The sequence below is a fragment of the Plantibacter sp. MPB07 genome, assembly GCF_046619465.1.
Taxonomy (GTDB): domain Bacteria; phylum Actinomycetota; class Actinomycetes; order Actinomycetales; family Microbacteriaceae; genus Plantibacter; species Plantibacter auratus.
On record NZ_CP177043.1, the window covers coordinates 2,580,638 to 2,595,409 of the forward strand.

Here is a 14,772-nt window from a genome sequence, read left to right on the forward strand (position 1 = left end):
CCTGAAATGATCCTCGTCACCGGAACCACCGGCCAACTCGGCGGCGCGATCCTCGATGCGCTCACCGCCCATGGGGCTGCACCGCTCGCGAGCAACCGCAGCGGACAGGACGGCACGCGACGGATCGACTTCGACGACCCCGACACCGTCTCCTTCGTCGGGGTCGACACGCTCGTCCTCGTATCGGCGGGTGAAGCCGAGGACGACGTCGTGATCGCCCGACACGAGACCGCGATCACCGCGGCCGAGCGGGACGGGGTTCAGCATGTCGTGTACACGAGCCTCACCTCGGCCGGAGACCACCTCGCGTTCGCGCTCGCGCACCGGTGGACCGAGCGTCGGCTGCAGCACAGCAGCCTGGCCTGGACGATCCTGCGGAACGGCCTGTACGCCGAACTGTTCGGGTCGCTCCTGGCGTGGTCGGGCGACTCGCTCGGTTCGGCGTTCGGCGACGGCGCGCTCGCCGCCGTCGCACGAGCCGACCTCGCCGAGGCCGCGGCCGTCGTCGCGACGTCACCGTCGGACCACGTCGGTCGCAGCTACGACCTGGTCGGCGAACCGATCACGGCCGCGCAGGTGGCCGATCGGCTGGGCGTCCCACTCCATTCCGTCTCCCTCGCCGAGCAGCGGTCGACGCTGGCTGAGGCCGCGCTCAAGCCGTTCCAGCCCGCCATGCTCATGTCGATCTTCACCGGCGTCCGGCACGGATTCCTCGGCGGCGCGGGCGACGAGCTCCGCACCCTGCTCGGACGCGAACCAGCGGACACGGTCGCGGTCGCTGCCGCCGCCGCCTCGCTCCCGTTCCGCTGAGTCGCCCGGATCTGCACGAATCCGAGCCGAAATCGTGCAGTTCCGGGCGACTCAGCGCTCAGGCGGCCGGCAGCGCAGCACCCCGCAGCGGGACGGCGCGACGCCAGGTGGCCATCCGCCAGACCCACTCGACCGGCCCGTAGCGGAAGTGTCGCAGCCAGAGGCGGCTGAGTACCGACTGCACCGCGATGAGCGCGACCGCTGCGACGCTCACCGCGGCCAGGTCGTCGATCTCCCGGAAGGGGACGACCAGCCCGACGACCGCGAACACGGCGCTCGCGGCGAGGTAGTTGGTGAGGGCCATGCGACCGAGAGGTTCGAAGACGGCCGCGAGCACCCGACGCACCGGCGTCTGCCAGAGCAGCGCGAATCCGGTGACGTACACGACGGCGAGGATCCCGCCCGCGATCCCTCCGGCGGTCGTGAACCGTGGGTCGCCGGGTTCGGTGGTCTGCCAGACGACGGCCGGGACGGCGAGGGCCGCCGCCACGAGGAAGGTGATCCACACGGGCCGCCGCCCGGCGTCGAGCACCTTCGGCAAGCCGTACGCCGCCGCCCCCGCACCGGCGAGGAACAGTCCGGGCAGGGTCGCGAGGCCACCGCCCGTGAGCGCGTAGGCGGCGATCGTGAGCACGACGCCGGACCCGAGCAGCGCCCAGCGCGGCAACCACAGCATGAGGGGGAGCATGAGGATCCCGCAGATCGCGCACTCGCGGAGGATCTCGCCCGGGTAGAGGAACCCGTGCGCGACACCGATCAGGAGCAACGCTCCGAGACGCAGCAGCATCGGGACGAGCGCGCCGGTGCCGCGACGGCGGGCGCCCTGGATCACGAGCATCGCGCTCAGCCCGAAGAGGAAGGCGAAGATGGGGACGAACCGCGTCTGCACCGCGAACTCGAGCACGGTGTCCATGAGCGTGGACTGTCGCTGGTCGAACGGGATGTCGCTACCGAGCCGGGTGATGTCGGGGACGTTGACGAAGAGGATGCCGACGAGTGCGAACCCGCGGAGGGCGTCGATGAGGTGCCAGCGACGCGAGGTGGCGTCGCCGGTGGACGGGACCGGCGGCGTGGAAGAAATGTTGACCTGAGGCATATCACCAGTTCAGCAGGCGTGGCGGAAGCCCGCATGCACCTGGAGGATGACGTCCTGCCACCCGAGATGGAGATCGTCCTCAGGCGGCCGGCGCCTTCGGGCAGTGCAGCTGCGTGCGCGGGCCGGTCGTGCGGTCGACGATGTGCTCCGACATGGCGTGGCCGCAGATCGGGCACCCCGATTGTGCGGCCGGAGGCAACGGCTCCTCGTTGTACGGACCGAGGGGCGGCGGACCGAGCACCTTCCACATGCGGCCGTTCACCCAGCCGTACAGACCACCGGCCTCGCGCACGGACTCCCGGAAGGATCGTTTCTCGCTCATGTTGATGAGTGTACTAATCATTTGGGTACGATGGGACCGTGACCGCCAACGAATCCACCACCGTCGCCACGGCCGACGACCTGCTCCAGCTCGAGAACCAGGTCTGCTTCGCGCTCGCCGTCGCGTCGCGCAGCGTCATCTCGCTCTACAGGCCGATCCTCGAACCGCTCGGTCTCACCCATCCGCAGTACCTCGTGATGCTCGCCCTCTGGCAGCACAGCCCGCGCTCGGTCAAGGACCTCGGCGGAGCGCTGCAGCTCGAGCCGGCGACGTTGTCCCCGCTCCTCAAGCGCCTCGAGACCGCCGGGCTCGTCCGACGCGACCGCAGCCGACTCGACGAACGCGTGCTCGACGTCTCACTCACCACCGCCGGCCGTGAGCTGCGCACCCAGGCGGAGGCCATCCCGCACCGGGTCATGAACGAGCTCCGGATGGACGCCGAGCATCTCACCCAGCTCCGCGAGATGCTCCACGCGGTGATCGGAGCGGCCACCACCGCGCCCGCCGTCACGGGTGTCGACCCGCGCTGACCGAGGGCTCGCCGCCAGGCGACAGCGTCAGGCCGGCGACGAGGTCGTCGTCTCCGGCGCGGTCGCGGTCCGCGGATTCCGGATGCCGACGAACGACACCACACCGCCGACGAACATGAACACGGCGGTCGCCAGGACCACCCGTGGGAACCCGTCGACGCCGAGCGCGCCACCGGCGATGATGCCGACCAGGGCGATCGACACGAGGCCGGCCACGCGCGACACCGCGTTGTTGACCGCCGATCCGATGCCGGCATGGGCCGGGTCGATCGATCCGAGGATGCCCGCGGTGAGCGGCGCGACCGTGATCGCGAGGCCGAGACCGACGAGCAGGATGCCCGGGAACAGCTGCACCCAGTAGTTCAGGTCCTGCTGCGCACCCATCATCAGCAGGAAGCCGACGCCGGCGACGATCGGCCCGATCGTCATGAACAGCCGCGGTCCGTGCTTGCCGGCCAGCTTGCCGAACCAGGACGACAACGCGAGCATGACGAGCGTCGGCGGCAGCGTCGCGATGCCGGCCAGCGTGGCGCTGAAGCCCGCCGTCTGCTGGATGAAGACCGCGATGGCGAAGAAGCCGAGCGAGAGGGCGCCGTAGATGAAGACGGTCGCGATGTTGCCGTAGCCGAAGTTCCGCACGCGGAAGAGCGACAGCGGCAGCATCGGGTCGGGGTGGCGGCGCTCCCACCAGAGGAACGCGACGAAGGACACGACCCCGCCGATGAGCGGCACGAGCAGCATCGGGCTCGACCAGCTGTAGCGCTCCTGCTCGATGAGCGCGAAGACAGGGCCGCCGAGCCCGACGGCGCCGAGCACCGCGCCGACGACGTCGATACGCGGGCGGTGTTCGGGCTCGGGTACGCGGTCGGTGCGCATCATGAGCCACAGGGTGACGAGGATCGGGATGATGTTGATGGCGAAGATGAGGCGCCAGGACAGCGTGTCGACGAGCACCCCGCCGAGCAGCGGGCCGGTGATGCCCGCGGCCCCCGTCCATGCCGTCCAGGTGCCGATGGCCTTGCCCTGCGCGACGCCGCTGAACGTCGAGATGATGATGGCGAGCGAACTCGGCACGAGCAGCGCAGCCGCGCCACCCTGGAGCAGCCGGGCGACGATGAGGACCTCGGCGGTCGGTGCGACCGCGCACAGGATCGAGGTGACGCCGAAGCCGATGAGCCCGATGCGGAGGATGCGGATGCGCCCGAACGCGTCGGAGAGCGAGCCCGCGAGCAGGATCAGGGACCCGAGGGTGATCAGGTAGGCGTCGACCACCCACTGCTGCACGATGAGGCCGCCGCCGAGTTCCTTCGTCATCGCGGGGAGCGCGACGTTCACGACCGAGCCGTCGAGGAACGCCACGAACGAGGAGAGGATCGCGATCGTGAGCACGAGGCGCTGCTGGCGGGTCATGGGTTCAGGGTAGCCCCGCGGACCGACGCGTCGAACGCGATCCCGAGGAAGCTCGACAGGCGTCGAAACGCCGTCGACGACCGACACCCGGCGCCACGTCCTTCCCAGCCGACGCCCGTCCCGCGTTCGTAGACTGGAGCCCATGGACGACCTGTGGTGGCTCCCCTCGCTGATCGTGTTCGGGGGCGTCGGCATCATCGTCTGGTTGCTCGTCACTCTGCTGCGTCGGCGCAATCCGAAGACCCCCGTCGCCTCCATCGACGACCTCCACCGCCGCGCGGGCATCGCCCTCGTCCGCACCGACGACGCGGTCCGCGAGGCCGAGGACGAGGTCGGATTCGCCGAAGCGGAGTTCGGACGTGAAGCCGCCCGAGGGTATGCGGCCGACGTCGCCTCGGCGCGCTCGGCGCTCGGGGAGGCGTTCCGGCTCCGTCAGTCGCTCGAGGACGAGATCGCCGACACGGAGGCGCAGCGTCGCACCTGGAACGAGCGGATCATCAGCGTCTGCGGGGATGTCGAGCGCACGCTGAGCGCCCGACTGCGCGGCTTCGACGAGCGGCGTGGAGCGGAGCGTTCAGCCCCCGACCTCCTCGACCAGCTCGAGCGACGCATCGACCGCGCGTGCGAACGACTCACCACCACCGGCCTCGCGATCGCCTCGGCCGCCGAGCGCTATGCGGCGAGCGCCGTCGAGGACGCCCGGGTGCTCCGCCGGACCGCGCAGGACGCAGTCGACCAGGCGACGGCCGATGCGGCGAAGACGAAGGATCGGATCGGCACCGCCCAGCCGGCCGCCGCGTCACTGCACGCCCTGGGGCGCGAGCTGCAGCAGGCGGAGGACCGGCTGGACGCCGTCGAGCGTTCGCTCGCGGGCATCGCTGCAGCGGAGACCGAACTCGCCGCAGCGGGGCGGGAGCTCCGCACGGTGATCGCCGAAGCGGAGGCGTTGGGCGCGACGGTGGAACGCGCGGAGACGGCCGCCGTCATCGCGGCTGCCGTCGAGCGGGCGAACCGCGCGCTCCTGGAGGCGGAGTCGACCACGTCCGCGGACGGCGACCGCGTCCTGCCCGATCCGATGCGACGCCTGGAGGCGGTTCGCGCCGCCGACATCGATCTCGACGCGGCCCTCGCGACCGCCCGGAGCGCACAGCAGCGCCTCGACAACGCACGCGAGGCGATGCGCGGGGCACTGTTCACCGCGGACAGCAACATCCGCGTCGCCGTCGACGTCATCTCCGCGCACCGAGGGAGGGTGGGTGCCGACGCGAGGACGCGCCTCGCCGAGGCACAGCGGCAGCTCGCGCTCGCGGAGGCGGCAGCGGTCGACGATCCGGTCGAGGCGCTCGACGCCGCCCGCCGGGCATCGCGGATCGCCCAGGACGCCGATGCATTGGCGCGATACGACGTCGGGTGACGGTGGCCACCTGACAGGTGGCGGCCGACACTCAGCATTCATGTTCTAGAATACGAGCACTGCTGTCGCGACGTACTCACCGTGATCGCGAAGCCCTCGCCGCCGACTCCCGAGAGGACCCCGTGCCCAGCTCGTCCGCGCGCCCGCCGCGCTCCGCGTCCCCGATCTTCACGACGCTCACCCACGGGTTCGACGCGCGGGCGGCGTCCTCTCCTCCGGAACAGGCCCCTCTGGCCGGAGCACCGACCCACCACGGGTCGCCGATCCCCTCACCCGACTGCCCGATCTTCGATCAGCTCGCGGGCCGACGCCTCGCCCGCCGGAGCAACGTCGTCCACCCCGCCTGACCCCGCCCGTCGACAGGCTCAGGGACCGGTAGAGGCGCGCGGGGCGCCCCGATCATTGAGCCCCGGCCCCGGTCACTGAGCCTGTCGAAGTGCCCGGGAGGTGCGGAGCGCCGGTCGACGTGCCGCAGTGTAGGGACGGTCGCCCGCCCGTGCAGCGCGTTTACGTTTCATCTCGAACGGTGACGGTCCGCGGTAACGCAACGGGCGTCCCTCCGCACGCCTGTGGAAACTGGCTCCGTGCACGCACCAGTGCACCCACAGACAGAGCCGAGGACCATCATGAGTGAGCACACGGGACCAGAACCGAGCGAATTGCGGGCGTCGATCGCCTCCGGCAAACGGAAGCGCCGGAACCTGCTGATCGGCGGTGTCGCGGTCGTCGCCGTCGCCGCGATCGCCGTCGTCGTCTCGGTCGTCGTCGGTGGCCAGAACGGTGCCGCCGACGCGGCGACCGGTTCCGACGCACCCGCCGAGCGCCTCAGCGTGAAGATCGCGGTGTCGGAGGACACGCAGTTCCAGGACGCCGTCAAGGAGGTCGCCGCCGAGAAGGGCCTCGACGTCGAGTGGGTGAACGTGAAGGACTGGGTACTCCCGAACACCGAACTCGTCGCCGGCACCGTCGACGCGAACGCCTTCCAGCACATCCTCTACCTCTCGGCCTTCAACGCGGAGAACGACGCCGATCTGACGCCGGTGTTCTCGACCGTCATCACGCAGTGGGGGATCTTCTCGAAGACGCTCACCGACGTCAATGACCTCGCCGACGGCGCGCGCATCGCGATCCCGGACGACCCGTCCAACGGCGGTCGTGCGCTGAACATCCTGGCTGCGGCCGGACTCATCGAGATCGCGGCGGACGCGGGGAACTTCCCGACCGTCGAGGACGTCACCGCGAACGACAAGAACCTCCAGTTCGTGCCTCTGCCCGCGACGAGCATCCCGCAGCAGTTCGACGACCCGTCGCTCGCGGCCGTCGTCGTCGGGACCTCCTACTTCGACCCGAGCCAGGGCATCACGAAGGACGACGCGCTCTTCCTCGACGACTCGCTCTCCGAGAAGAACCTGCCCTACGTCAACGTCATCGCCACCCGCGCAGAGGACAAGGACAACCCGGCCTGGAAGATCCTCGAGGACACCTACGCCGACCCGCGCGTCGCCGAGGCGCTCGACGACGAGTTCGCCGGGAACTCGATCCTCGTGAAGGTCCCGGTGAAGGACCTGCGCGACAAACTCGCCGAGCTCCAAGCCGAAGCCGAGTAGGACGCCGGCGGCCGATCATCGCCTCCCGCGATGATCGGCCGCCACCACGCAGTGGCCGTCCGGGGTCTCCCGGACGGCCCTCCCGCGAGAGGAGCAGGTGATGAACACAGCAATCGTCTTCGAGGACGTCAGTAAGACGTTCGAGGTGAAGGGCCGCGCCTTCGAGGCGCTGCGGAACGTCGACCTGACGGTCGAGCGAGGAGAGATCTTCGGCATCGTCGGATACTCCGGCGCCGGGAAGTCGACCCTCCTGCGCACCGTCAACGCCCTCGAGCGGCCGACGAGCGGACGGGTGGTCGTCGAGGGCCTCGAGATCTCCGCACTCGCCGGGCAGGCGCTCTACGCCGCCCGTCAGCGGATCGGCATGATCTTCCAGCAGTTCAACCTCCTGGAGTCCCGGACCGTCTACAAGAACATCGCCTACCCGCTCAAACTCGCGAAGGTGCCGGACGCCGAGATCCTCGACCGCGTCGAAGAACTGCTCGCGTTCGTCGGGCTGAGCGACAAGGCCCTCGCCTACCCCTCGCAGCTCTCCGGCGGGCAGAAGCAGCGGGTCGGCATCGCCCGCGCCCTCGCCACCCGTCCGGAGATCCTCATCTCCGACGAGGCGACCAGCGCCCTCGACCCACAGACGACCGGCGAGGTCCTCGAGCTCCTCCGGCGGGTGAACGAGGAGTACGGCGTCACGATCCTGCTCGTCACCCACGAGATCGACGTCATCCGCGAACTCGCCGACCGGGTCGCCGTCATGGAGGACGGCGAGGTCGTGGAGCAGGGCAGTGTGTACGAGGTGTTCTCGGCACCACGCACCGCGACCGCGCGACGCTTCGTCTCCTCGGTGCTCCACCACATCCCCTCCGAGGAGGTGCTCGCGAAGATCCGGGCCGTGCACCACGGGCGCCTCGTCCAGCTGCACGTCGAGGACCGCGACACCAACCACCCGTTCCTCTCGCGGGTCGCACGCGACAACGACATCGACTTCAACGTCGTGTTCGGCGGCGTCGACGAACTCCAGGGGCGACTGTTCGGCAGTCTCACGGTCGAGCTGCTCGGGCCGGACGACCGCGTGGACGCCGCCATCGCGGGGCTCCGCGCCACGGCGACCGTCACCGCGATCGACCCTGCGCCGACCTCGCAGGCCCCTGAACTCGCGCAGGTCCCTGAGCCTGCTCCGGTCCCTGAGCCCACGCCGGTCCCTGAGCCTGTCGAAGGGCATGAACCGCTCGCCGAGGACCCCACCACGCTGAAGGAGCACACCCATGCGTGACTTCGATCCCGAAGCGTTCTTCCCGCGTCTCCTCAAGGCCATCGGGGAGACCGGCCTCATGGTCTCCGTGTCCTTCGCCGTCGCGACGGTCATCGGGATCCTGCTGGGCCTCCTGCTCTACGCGAGCCGGCCCGGCAACCTCCTGCAGAACCGCGTCGTGTTCGGCGTCCTCAACTTCGTCATCAACGTCATCCGACCGGTGCCCTTCCTCATCGTCGCGATCGCGCTCATCCCGCTCACGCGGCTCGTGTTCGGCACCGGCCTCGGACCGCTTCCGGCGACGATCCCGCTCATCCTCGTCGCGAGCGTCGCCATCGGTCGCGTCTCCGAGTCGAACCTCGTCGCCGTCTCACCGGGTGCCATCGAGGCAGGCGCTGCCATGGGGGCGAGCCCCGTGCGGGTGCTGTTCACGATCGTCGTGCCCGAGGCGCTCGGCCCACTCATCCTCGGACTGACCTACATCCTCGTCGCCCTCGTCGATGCGACGGCCGTGGCCGGTGTGCTCGGCGGCGGCGGCCTCGGCGACCTCGCCATGACCTACGGTTACCAGCGGTTCGACTGGATCGTCGTCGGACTCGTGGTCGTCACGCTCGTCCTGCTCGTGCAGCTCGCCCAGTTGCTCGGCAACGTGCTGGCGAAGCGGGTGCTGCACCGATGAGCGCCGACGACTTCGACTCGTTCCTCTCCTCCATCCGCGGCGGCGCCGTGTCGCGCGAGACCGACCGGCGCCTCCTGTTCGACGAGGTCGCCGAGCTCAAGCACCTGGGCTTCGCCGCTGCCAGAGTCCCGGTCGCGTCCGGCGGCGGCGGGCTCACGCTCGAGCAGCTGTTCGCGCGGCTCATCACGCTCTCGGCGGCGGACTCGAGCCTCGGGCATGTCTGGCGGGGACACATCCTGTTCGTCGAGGCGCTGCTCGCCTCGCCCGACACCGCCTATCGGGAGCACTGGTTCGCCCGGCTGAGCGTCGGCGACCTCGTCGGGAACGCGCAGTCGGAGCGGCACGCGACCGCGCACCTCGAGACCGTCCTCGACCGCGACGGCGAACTCCTCACGGTGACCGGCACGAAGTATTACACGACCGGCAGCATCTACGCCGACTGGATCTACCTGTCCGCGCTCGACGGGACCGACCGCGTCGCCGTGACCGTCTCCGCGCACGATCCTGGCACCCGCTCGGTGGACGACTGGGACGGCTTCGGACAACCGTTGACCGGAAGCGGGACGACCACCTTCGACCGCGTACCGGTGGACCCGCGCGACCTCGTCGTCCACAGCGGCGACGCGGCGGGGTGGCACCGGACGGGCGCCCTCCAACAGCTCATCCTGCTCGGTGTGGTGGCGGGCATCGCGCAACGTGCCCTCGAGGACACCGTCGACTACGTGCGCTCCAGGCGACGGACCGTCGGCCACGCGGGCGAGCACCTGCCACGCGAGGATCCGCTCGTGCAGTCGATCGTGGGCCAGCTGAGCAGCGTCGTGCACACGGCCCGCGCGCTCGTCCTCGCGTCCGCTCGGACCCTGGATGAACCGACCTCCGATCCCGACGCCTCGCGCTCGGCACTCCTGGAGGTCTTCCGCGTCCAGCAGGTCGTCCTCCCGCTCGTCCTCGATGCCCTCAGCCGCCTGTTCGAGGTCGGTGGTGCCTCCGCCGTCGGCCGGTCGACCGCGCTGGACCGGCACTGGCGGAACGTCCGGACGATCGCCTCCCACAATCCCGCCGTGCAGCGTTCGGCGGCACTCGGGCAGTTCGAGCTCAACGGCACCCTGCCCGAGTGGCAGGCTCCGGGGGCGCGGCCCGAGACCGAGCCCGTTCCGGCGGATGGAGAGCAGGCATGAGCGAGACGGCGACGATCGACCGGGAACTGGCGCAGCGCTTCGCGCCGCTCTTCGACGAGCTCGGGCGGGACGCCGCCGAACGGGAGCGTGAGCGCCGGCTGCCGTATGCCGAGGTGGAGGCACTGCGGCAAGCAGGCTTCACCCGCGTGACGCTGCCGCGACGGTACGGCGGCGAGGAGGCCACGCACGGCGAGCTGTTCGAGCTGCTCGCCGAGCTGGCCAGACGCGACCCGAACCTCGCGCAACTGTTCCGCTCCCACTTCTCCTACATCGACCGCACTCTGCACGCGCCGGCGTCCGCGGACCGCGAGGCGCGCCTCGCCCGGCTGGCCGACGGAGCCATCGTCGGCAACGCGAGCCACGAGCGGTCGACCGCGAAGGTGGGATCCCTCGCCACCCGGCTCACCGAGACGCCGGGCGGTCTCCGACTGAACGGCACCAAGTTCTACAGCACGGGCACCCTGTTCGCCGACCTCGTCGGGGTCGCCGCCGAACAGGACGGCGAGTTCGTCTCCGTGCTGGTGGAGACGGACGCCACGGGTGTCGAGCGGATCGACGATTGGACCGGGTTCGGACAACGACTGACGGGCAGCGGCACCACCGTCTTCACGGAGGTCGCCGTCGACGCGTCGGCGGTGACCCGGCGCGAGCCGGAACGCCCCTCGCACGGCGGCGCGTTCGTGCAGCTGGTCCTGCTGGCGGCGGTGACGGGCATCGGCCGCGCCATCGTCGACGACGCCGGCGCGTTCGTCCGCACGCGGACCAGGACCTACAGCCACGGTGCGGCGTCGACCGCCCAGGCCGACCCGATCGTGCAGGAGGTCGTGGGTGAGCTGTCGGCGAAGTCGTTCGCTGCCGACGCCGCCCTGGCCGCCGCGACGACCGCGCTGGGGCGTTCGAGCGCGGCGATCCTCGGTGCCGACCCGGATCTCGTCCAGGAACGGATCGCCGCCGTCGAAATCGCGACGGCGCGCGCGCAGCTCGTGATCCTGCCCGCCGTGCTCGACGCCGCGACCGCCCTGTTCGACGTGGGCGGTGCGAGCGCCGTGGAGACGCACCGGGCGCTCGACCGGCACTGGCGGAACGCCCGCACGATCGCTTCGCACAACCCGTCCCGCTTCAAGGCCAGGGCGATCGGCGACCACGTCGTGAACGGGACGCCGATCGCCTCCTGGTGGAGCACCGGCGAGGCCTGACGCCCCGCCGGTCACACCCGTCGACAAGCGGTTCCTGAGCCTGTCGAAGGGCAGGAACCACTTGTCGAGGGGCTACTTCAGCCCGGAGAACGCCAGCCCGTCGATCACCCGGCGCTGGAGCACGATGAACAGGATGAGTACCGGTGCCATCGCGAGGATCGACGCGGCCATCATCACCGGGTAGTCCGTCGTCTTGTCGCTCGAGAGCGTCGCGAGACCGGCGGCGAGCGGCATCGAGTTCGCGTACGTGGAGACCACGAGCGGCCAGAGCAGTTCGTTCCACGACCAGAGCACGGTCGTGATCGCGAGGACGCTGATGCTGGGCCTCGCGAGCGGCAGCATGATCTTCCAGAAGATCTGGAAGGGCCCGGCGCCGTCGATCCGCGCCGCCTCCTCGAGCTCCGTCGGCAGGTTCAGGAACGCCGTCCGCATGAGGAAGGTGCCGAACGCGCTGAACAGGCCCGGTGCGACGATGCCGAGCGTGGTGTTCAGCCAACCGAAGCCCTGCACGATCTGGTACTGCGAGATGAGATACGCCTGCGACGGCACCATGAGGATCGACAGCGTCACGGCGAGCAGCACCGCGCGCCCGCGGAACCGCATCCGCGCGAACGCGTACCCCGCCATCGTGCAGAGGACGATCTGCGCGAGCGTCCTGATCACGGTGATGACGATCGACGTGCGCAGCTGGTCGAGGAACGGGAGGCGCTCGAACACAGCGGAGTAGTTCTGCCACTGCAGTTCGGCCGGCCAGAACGTGGGGACCACGCTCTGCACCTCCGCGTTCGTCGACAGCGACATGATGATCTGCCAGATGAACGGGAACGCCATGATGAGGCCACCGACGCCGAGCACGATGTGGGCGACGACGTGCGACCCGCGACGCTGGCCGGGGCGACCGGCCTCGCGGCGTCGCGCGGACGCAGCGGACGGACGACCCGAACCCGGAACGGTGACGGCACGGGTGGTGAGCGGTGCTGTGGCCGTGAGTTGCTCAGTCATTGTTCACCCATCGTTTCTGGAGCCGGAACTGGAGGAGCGTCACGAGTCCGATGATCAGGAAGATCACGATCGCGATCGCCGCCGCGTACCCCTTGTCGTTCTGGACGAAGCCCTGGTCGTAGAAGAAGTAGACGAGCGACATGCTCTTCGGGAGCACCGGGTTGGTGCTGCCGAGGATCGCGTACAGCAGGTCGAAGAGCTGGAAGCTCGAGATGACCGTGATGATCGTGACGAAGAAGATGCTCGGAGTGAGCAGCGGCACCGTGATCGAGCGGAACTGCCGCCACCGGGTGGCGCCGTCGAGCTCGGCCGCCTCGTAGAGCTCCGGTGCGATGTTCTTGAGTCCGGACGCCAGGATGATCATCGAGAAGCCGAGCGACGACCAGAGGCCGACGATCGCCACGGCGAACATCGCGGTGCCCGGCGTGCTGATCCAGTAGGGGCCGTCAATGCCGACGAGCGACAGCGTGTAGTTGAGGATGCCGAAGTCACCGTTGAAGATGATCCGCCAGACGATGGCCACGGCGGTCGGCATCGCGACGTACGGCAGGAAGAACAGCACCCGGTAGAAACTCGCGAACCGCAGGCCGGGGAGGTTCAACAGGCTCGCGAGGTAGACGGCGATCGGAATGCCGAGGAGGACCACCGCCGTGTAGATCAGCGTGTTGCCGAGGGAGGCGTAGAGCCGCGGGTCGGCGAACAACCGGACGTAGTTCTCGACACCCGTGAAGGTGGTTCCGCCGAAGACGCCCCACTCGGTGAACGAGTAGTAGGCGGTCTGGATCATCGGCCAGATGAAGAAGACGCCGATGCCGGTGAGGAGCGGGAGGACGAAGACCCACGGCCAGGCACCCTCGCCGCGGGCGGCACCCCGCCGGGCCACTCTCCGTGAGGAGAGCGTCGCCGACGGGGTGCGCAGCACGGTCTGACCGGTCACTTCTTGGCCAGCGCTGCGTTCATCTGCTCGGCGATGTCCTTCGCCACATCGGCGACGGGCTTGTCGCCGCTGAACGCGTCGGGCAGGAGCTCGACCTCGAGCGCGTTCCACGCGGCGGTGTTCTCCGACACCGGCAGCGGCTTGGCGTAGTCGAGGGCGTCGAGGAAGACCTGCAGGTTCATCGTCGGGTAGGAGTCGACGAAGGACTGCTGCGTGCCGGTGAAGGCGGGGATGACGGCGCCGAGATCGCCCTGCTGCTGCTGGGCCTCCTCGCTCGCCAGGAACACCTGCAGTGCCTGAGCGGCCTGCTTGTTCTTGCTCGCCGCCGCGACGACGTTCGAGACGCCGTGGATGACCGTCGCCTGCTCCTTGCCGGTGGGCAGCGGGAAGGCCTGCGTAGTGGCGGCGACATCGGACTCACCGACGAGGGGTCGCAGCCAGCTGCCGCCCCAGTACATGGCGACCTTGCCCGAGGTGAACCACTGGTCGGCCGGCGTGTCCGTCAGCTGCTGCATGCTGGGCGAGGAGCCGTTCGCGATGAGGTCGGTCCAGAACTGGAGCCCTTCCTGGGCCTCGGGGCTGTCGTACTCGGACTCGGTCTGGTCGGCGTTGATGACCTCGCCGCCGGCCTGCAGGATCGTGTTGTAGTAGGTGGTCTGTCCGTCCATACCGCCGGCGGCACCGTAGACGCCCTGGTCCTTGAGGTTCGTCGAGATCGTCTGCGCGGCGGTGTCGAAGTCGTCCCAGGTCCAGTCGTCGGCGGGCAGCGCGACGCCGGCCTGCTCGAAGAGCGCCGTGTTGACCCAGACGCCGACGGTGTCGAAGTCCTTCGGCACGCCGTACTGGGTGTCGTCGAGCGAGTACAGCTCGTTCAGGGCCTCGGGGTAGTTCTTCGGGTCGATGTCGCCCGCCTTCACGGCGCCGGTGATCGGCTCGATCTTGCCGTTCGCCGCGTAGACCTGGAAGTTCGGCCCGTTCAACCAGAAGAGGTCGGGCAGGGTGTCGCTCGAGGCCTGCGTCTGGAGCTTCGACCAGTACGAGGCCCAGGGCGTGACGTTCACGTTGACGGTGATGTCGGGGTAGACCTTGTTGAAGGCCTCGATGTTGGCGTCGATCGCCTCGACCTGGGCCTGATCCCAGACACCGTAGGTGATCTCGGCCTTGAGGTCCTTCGGGGCGGCGGCGTACTCGCCACCGGTGGCGCCCCCTCCCCCGGTGCTGCAGCCGGCGGTGAGCGCGGCGGCGGCGAGGAGGCCGATGCCGCTGAGGATGGCACGGCGTCGGTTGCGACCGCCGGGTGCGGCGTTGCGGTTCATGAACGGCGAAGGCATGACTGGAGTCCTTT

15 protein-coding genes are annotated in these 14,772 nt (G+C 69.6%); 9 read left to right on the forward strand and 6 right to left on the reverse strand.

The genetic code is table 11. The annotated features are described in order from the left end of the window. Positions 1 to 6: 6 nt before the first annotated feature. Complete coding sequence (locus tag ACLIME_RS11880) at positions 7 to 810, forward strand: NmrA family transcriptional regulator (protein WP_411557037.1); 804 nt, start codon at positions 7 to 9, stop codon at positions 808 to 810. Between the two features lie 58 nt (positions 811 to 868). On the opposite strand, the gene ACLIME_RS11885 is transcribed toward ACLIME_RS11880, so the two are convergent. Both ACLIME_RS11885 and ACLIME_RS11890 read right to left on the reverse strand, forming a co-directional pair. Continuing rightward, entirely contained in the window at positions 869 to 1,906 is a 1,038-nt protein-coding gene (locus ACLIME_RS11885) for a DUF418 domain-containing protein (protein ID WP_411557038.1), read from the reverse strand. 79 nt (positions 1,907 to 1,985) lie between these two features. Beyond that, on the reverse strand, positions 1,986 to 2,228 hold the full coding sequence (locus ACLIME_RS11890; RefSeq protein ID WP_064296841.1) for a hypothetical protein: 243 nt from the start codon (positions 2,226 to 2,228) through the stop codon (positions 1,986 to 1,988). Positions 2,229 to 2,266: 38 nt separating this feature from the next. On the opposite strand from ACLIME_RS11890, the gene ACLIME_RS11895 reads away from it, so the two are divergent. Further along, the gene (locus tag ACLIME_RS11895; protein WP_191941939.1) at positions 2,267 to 2,758 is read left to right on the forward strand and encodes a MarR family winged helix-turn-helix transcriptional regulator; all 492 of its coding nucleotides are present in this window, start codon (positions 2,267 to 2,269) and stop codon (positions 2,756 to 2,758) included. A 27-nt stretch (positions 2,759 to 2,785) separates the two neighbouring features. Here the strand turns inward: ACLIME_RS11895 and ACLIME_RS11900 are convergent, their stop codons facing one another. Then, positions 2,786 to 4,168, reverse strand: a complete 1,383-nt coding sequence (locus tag ACLIME_RS11900) for an MFS transporter (protein WP_191941940.1) — start codon at positions 4,166 to 4,168, stop codon at positions 2,786 to 2,788. Positions 4,169 to 4,310: 142 nt separating this feature from the next. On the opposite strand from ACLIME_RS11900, the gene ACLIME_RS11905 reads away from it, so the two are divergent. The 7 genes from ACLIME_RS11905 (at position 4,311) to ACLIME_RS11935 (ending at position 11,488) form a co-directional block, all read left to right on the forward strand. Continuing rightward, positions 4,311 to 5,582, forward strand: coding sequence for a hypothetical protein (locus ACLIME_RS11905; RefSeq protein ID WP_411557039.1), 1,272 nt, complete (start codon positions 4,311 to 4,313; stop codon positions 5,580 to 5,582). A gap of 122 nt (positions 5,583 to 5,704) precedes the next feature. Next, the gene (locus tag ACLIME_RS11910) at positions 5,705 to 5,929 is read left to right on the forward strand and encodes a hypothetical protein (RefSeq protein WP_124767548.1); all 225 of its coding nucleotides are present in this window, start codon (positions 5,705 to 5,707) and stop codon (positions 5,927 to 5,929) included. A gap of 279 nt (positions 5,930 to 6,208) precedes the next feature. Further along, positions 6,209 to 7,189, forward strand: a complete 981-nt coding sequence (locus ACLIME_RS11915; RefSeq protein ID WP_411557040.1) for a MetQ/NlpA family ABC transporter substrate-binding protein — start codon at positions 6,209 to 6,211, stop codon at positions 7,187 to 7,189. 100 nt (positions 7,190 to 7,289) lie between these two features. Next, complete coding sequence (locus ACLIME_RS11920) at positions 7,290 to 8,456, forward strand: methionine ABC transporter ATP-binding protein (RefSeq protein ID WP_411557041.1); 1,167 nt, start codon at positions 7,290 to 7,292, stop codon at positions 8,454 to 8,456. Beyond that, positions 8,449 to 9,114: a methionine ABC transporter permease gene (locus tag ACLIME_RS11925; RefSeq protein WP_411557042.1), complete on the forward strand. Its 666-nt coding sequence runs from the start codon at positions 8,449 to 8,451 to the stop codon at positions 9,112 to 9,114. The genes ACLIME_RS11920 and ACLIME_RS11925 overlap by 8 nt, the downstream gene beginning before the upstream one ends. After that, positions 9,111 to 10,292 carry an acyl-CoA dehydrogenase family protein gene (locus ACLIME_RS11930; protein WP_411557043.1) on the forward strand — a complete coding sequence of 394 codons (1,182 nt, stop codon included), beginning with the start codon at positions 9,111 to 9,113 and terminating at the stop codon, positions 10,290 to 10,292. The genes ACLIME_RS11925 and ACLIME_RS11930 overlap by 4 nt, the downstream gene beginning before the upstream one ends. Then, positions 10,289 to 11,488, forward strand: coding sequence for an acyl-CoA dehydrogenase family protein (locus ACLIME_RS11935; RefSeq protein WP_411557044.1), 1,200 nt, complete (start codon positions 10,289 to 10,291; stop codon positions 11,486 to 11,488). The genes ACLIME_RS11930 and ACLIME_RS11935 overlap by 4 nt, the downstream gene beginning before the upstream one ends. Before the next feature lie 72 nt (positions 11,489 to 11,560). Here ACLIME_RS11935 and ACLIME_RS11940 read toward each other — a convergent pair whose 3' ends face one another. From ACLIME_RS11940 to ACLIME_RS11950, 3 genes are read right to left on the reverse strand one after another with little or no spacing between them, the layout of a single operon-like run. Beyond that, a complete protein-coding gene (locus ACLIME_RS11940; protein WP_411557045.1) occupies positions 11,561 to 12,490 on the reverse strand; it encodes a carbohydrate ABC transporter permease in 930 nt (309 codons plus the stop codon). Further along, the gene (locus ACLIME_RS11945) at positions 12,483 to 13,427 is read right to left on the reverse strand and encodes a carbohydrate ABC transporter permease (protein WP_411557046.1); all 945 of its coding nucleotides are present in this window, start codon (positions 13,425 to 13,427) and stop codon (positions 12,483 to 12,485) included. Before ACLIME_RS11945 ends, ACLIME_RS11940 begins: the two co-directional genes overlap by 8 nt. Beyond that, a complete protein-coding gene (locus tag ACLIME_RS11950) occupies positions 13,424 to 14,758 on the reverse strand; it encodes an ABC transporter substrate-binding protein (RefSeq protein WP_240044100.1) in 1,335 nt (444 codons plus the stop codon). The genes ACLIME_RS11945 and ACLIME_RS11950 overlap by 4 nt, the downstream gene beginning before the upstream one ends. Positions 14,759 to 14,772 lie beyond the last annotated feature (14 nt).

Bases quoted from the DNA above. Each gene is read 5' to 3' on its own strand.
- ACLIME_RS11940 (WP_411557045.1), bottom strand. From the start codon at position 12,490: ATGACTGAGCAACTCACGGCCACAGCACCGCTCACCACCCGTGCCGTC.
- ACLIME_RS11935 (WP_411557044.1), top strand. From the start codon at position 10,289: ATGAGCGAGACGGCGACGATCGACCGGGAACTGGCGCAGCGCTTCGCG.
- ACLIME_RS11880 (WP_411557037.1), top strand. From the start codon at position 7: ATGATCCTCGTCACCGGAACCACCGGCCAACTCGGCGGCGCGATCCTC.
- ACLIME_RS11890 (WP_064296841.1), bottom strand. From the start codon at position 2,228: ATGAGCGAGAAACGATCCTTCCGGGAGTCCGTGCGCGAGGCCGGTGGT.
- ACLIME_RS11900 (WP_191941940.1), bottom strand. From the start codon at position 4,168: ATGACCCGCCAGCAGCGCCTCGTGCTCACGATCGCGATCCTCTCCTCG.
- ACLIME_RS11930 (WP_411557043.1), top strand. From the start codon at position 9,111: ATGAGCGCCGACGACTTCGACTCGTTCCTCTCCTCCATCCGCGGCGGC.
- ACLIME_RS11905 (WP_411557039.1), top strand. From the start codon at position 4,311: ATGGACGACCTGTGGTGGCTCCCCTCGCTGATCGTGTTCGGGGGCGTC.
- ACLIME_RS11950 (WP_240044100.1), bottom strand. From the start codon at position 14,758: ATGCCTTCGCCGTTCATGAACCGCAACGCCGCACCCGGCGGTCGCAAC.
- ACLIME_RS11925 (WP_411557042.1), top strand. From the start codon at position 8,449: ATGCGTGACTTCGATCCCGAAGCGTTCTTCCCGCGTCTCCTCAAGGCC.
- ACLIME_RS11920 (WP_411557041.1), top strand. From the start codon at position 7,290: ATGAACACAGCAATCGTCTTCGAGGACGTCAGTAAGACGTTCGAGGTG.
- ACLIME_RS11885 (WP_411557038.1), bottom strand. From the start codon at position 1,906: ATGCCTCAGGTCAACATTTCTTCCACGCCGCCGGTCCCGTCCACCGGC.
- ACLIME_RS11915 (WP_411557040.1), top strand. From the start codon at position 6,209: ATGAGTGAGCACACGGGACCAGAACCGAGCGAATTGCGGGCGTCGATC.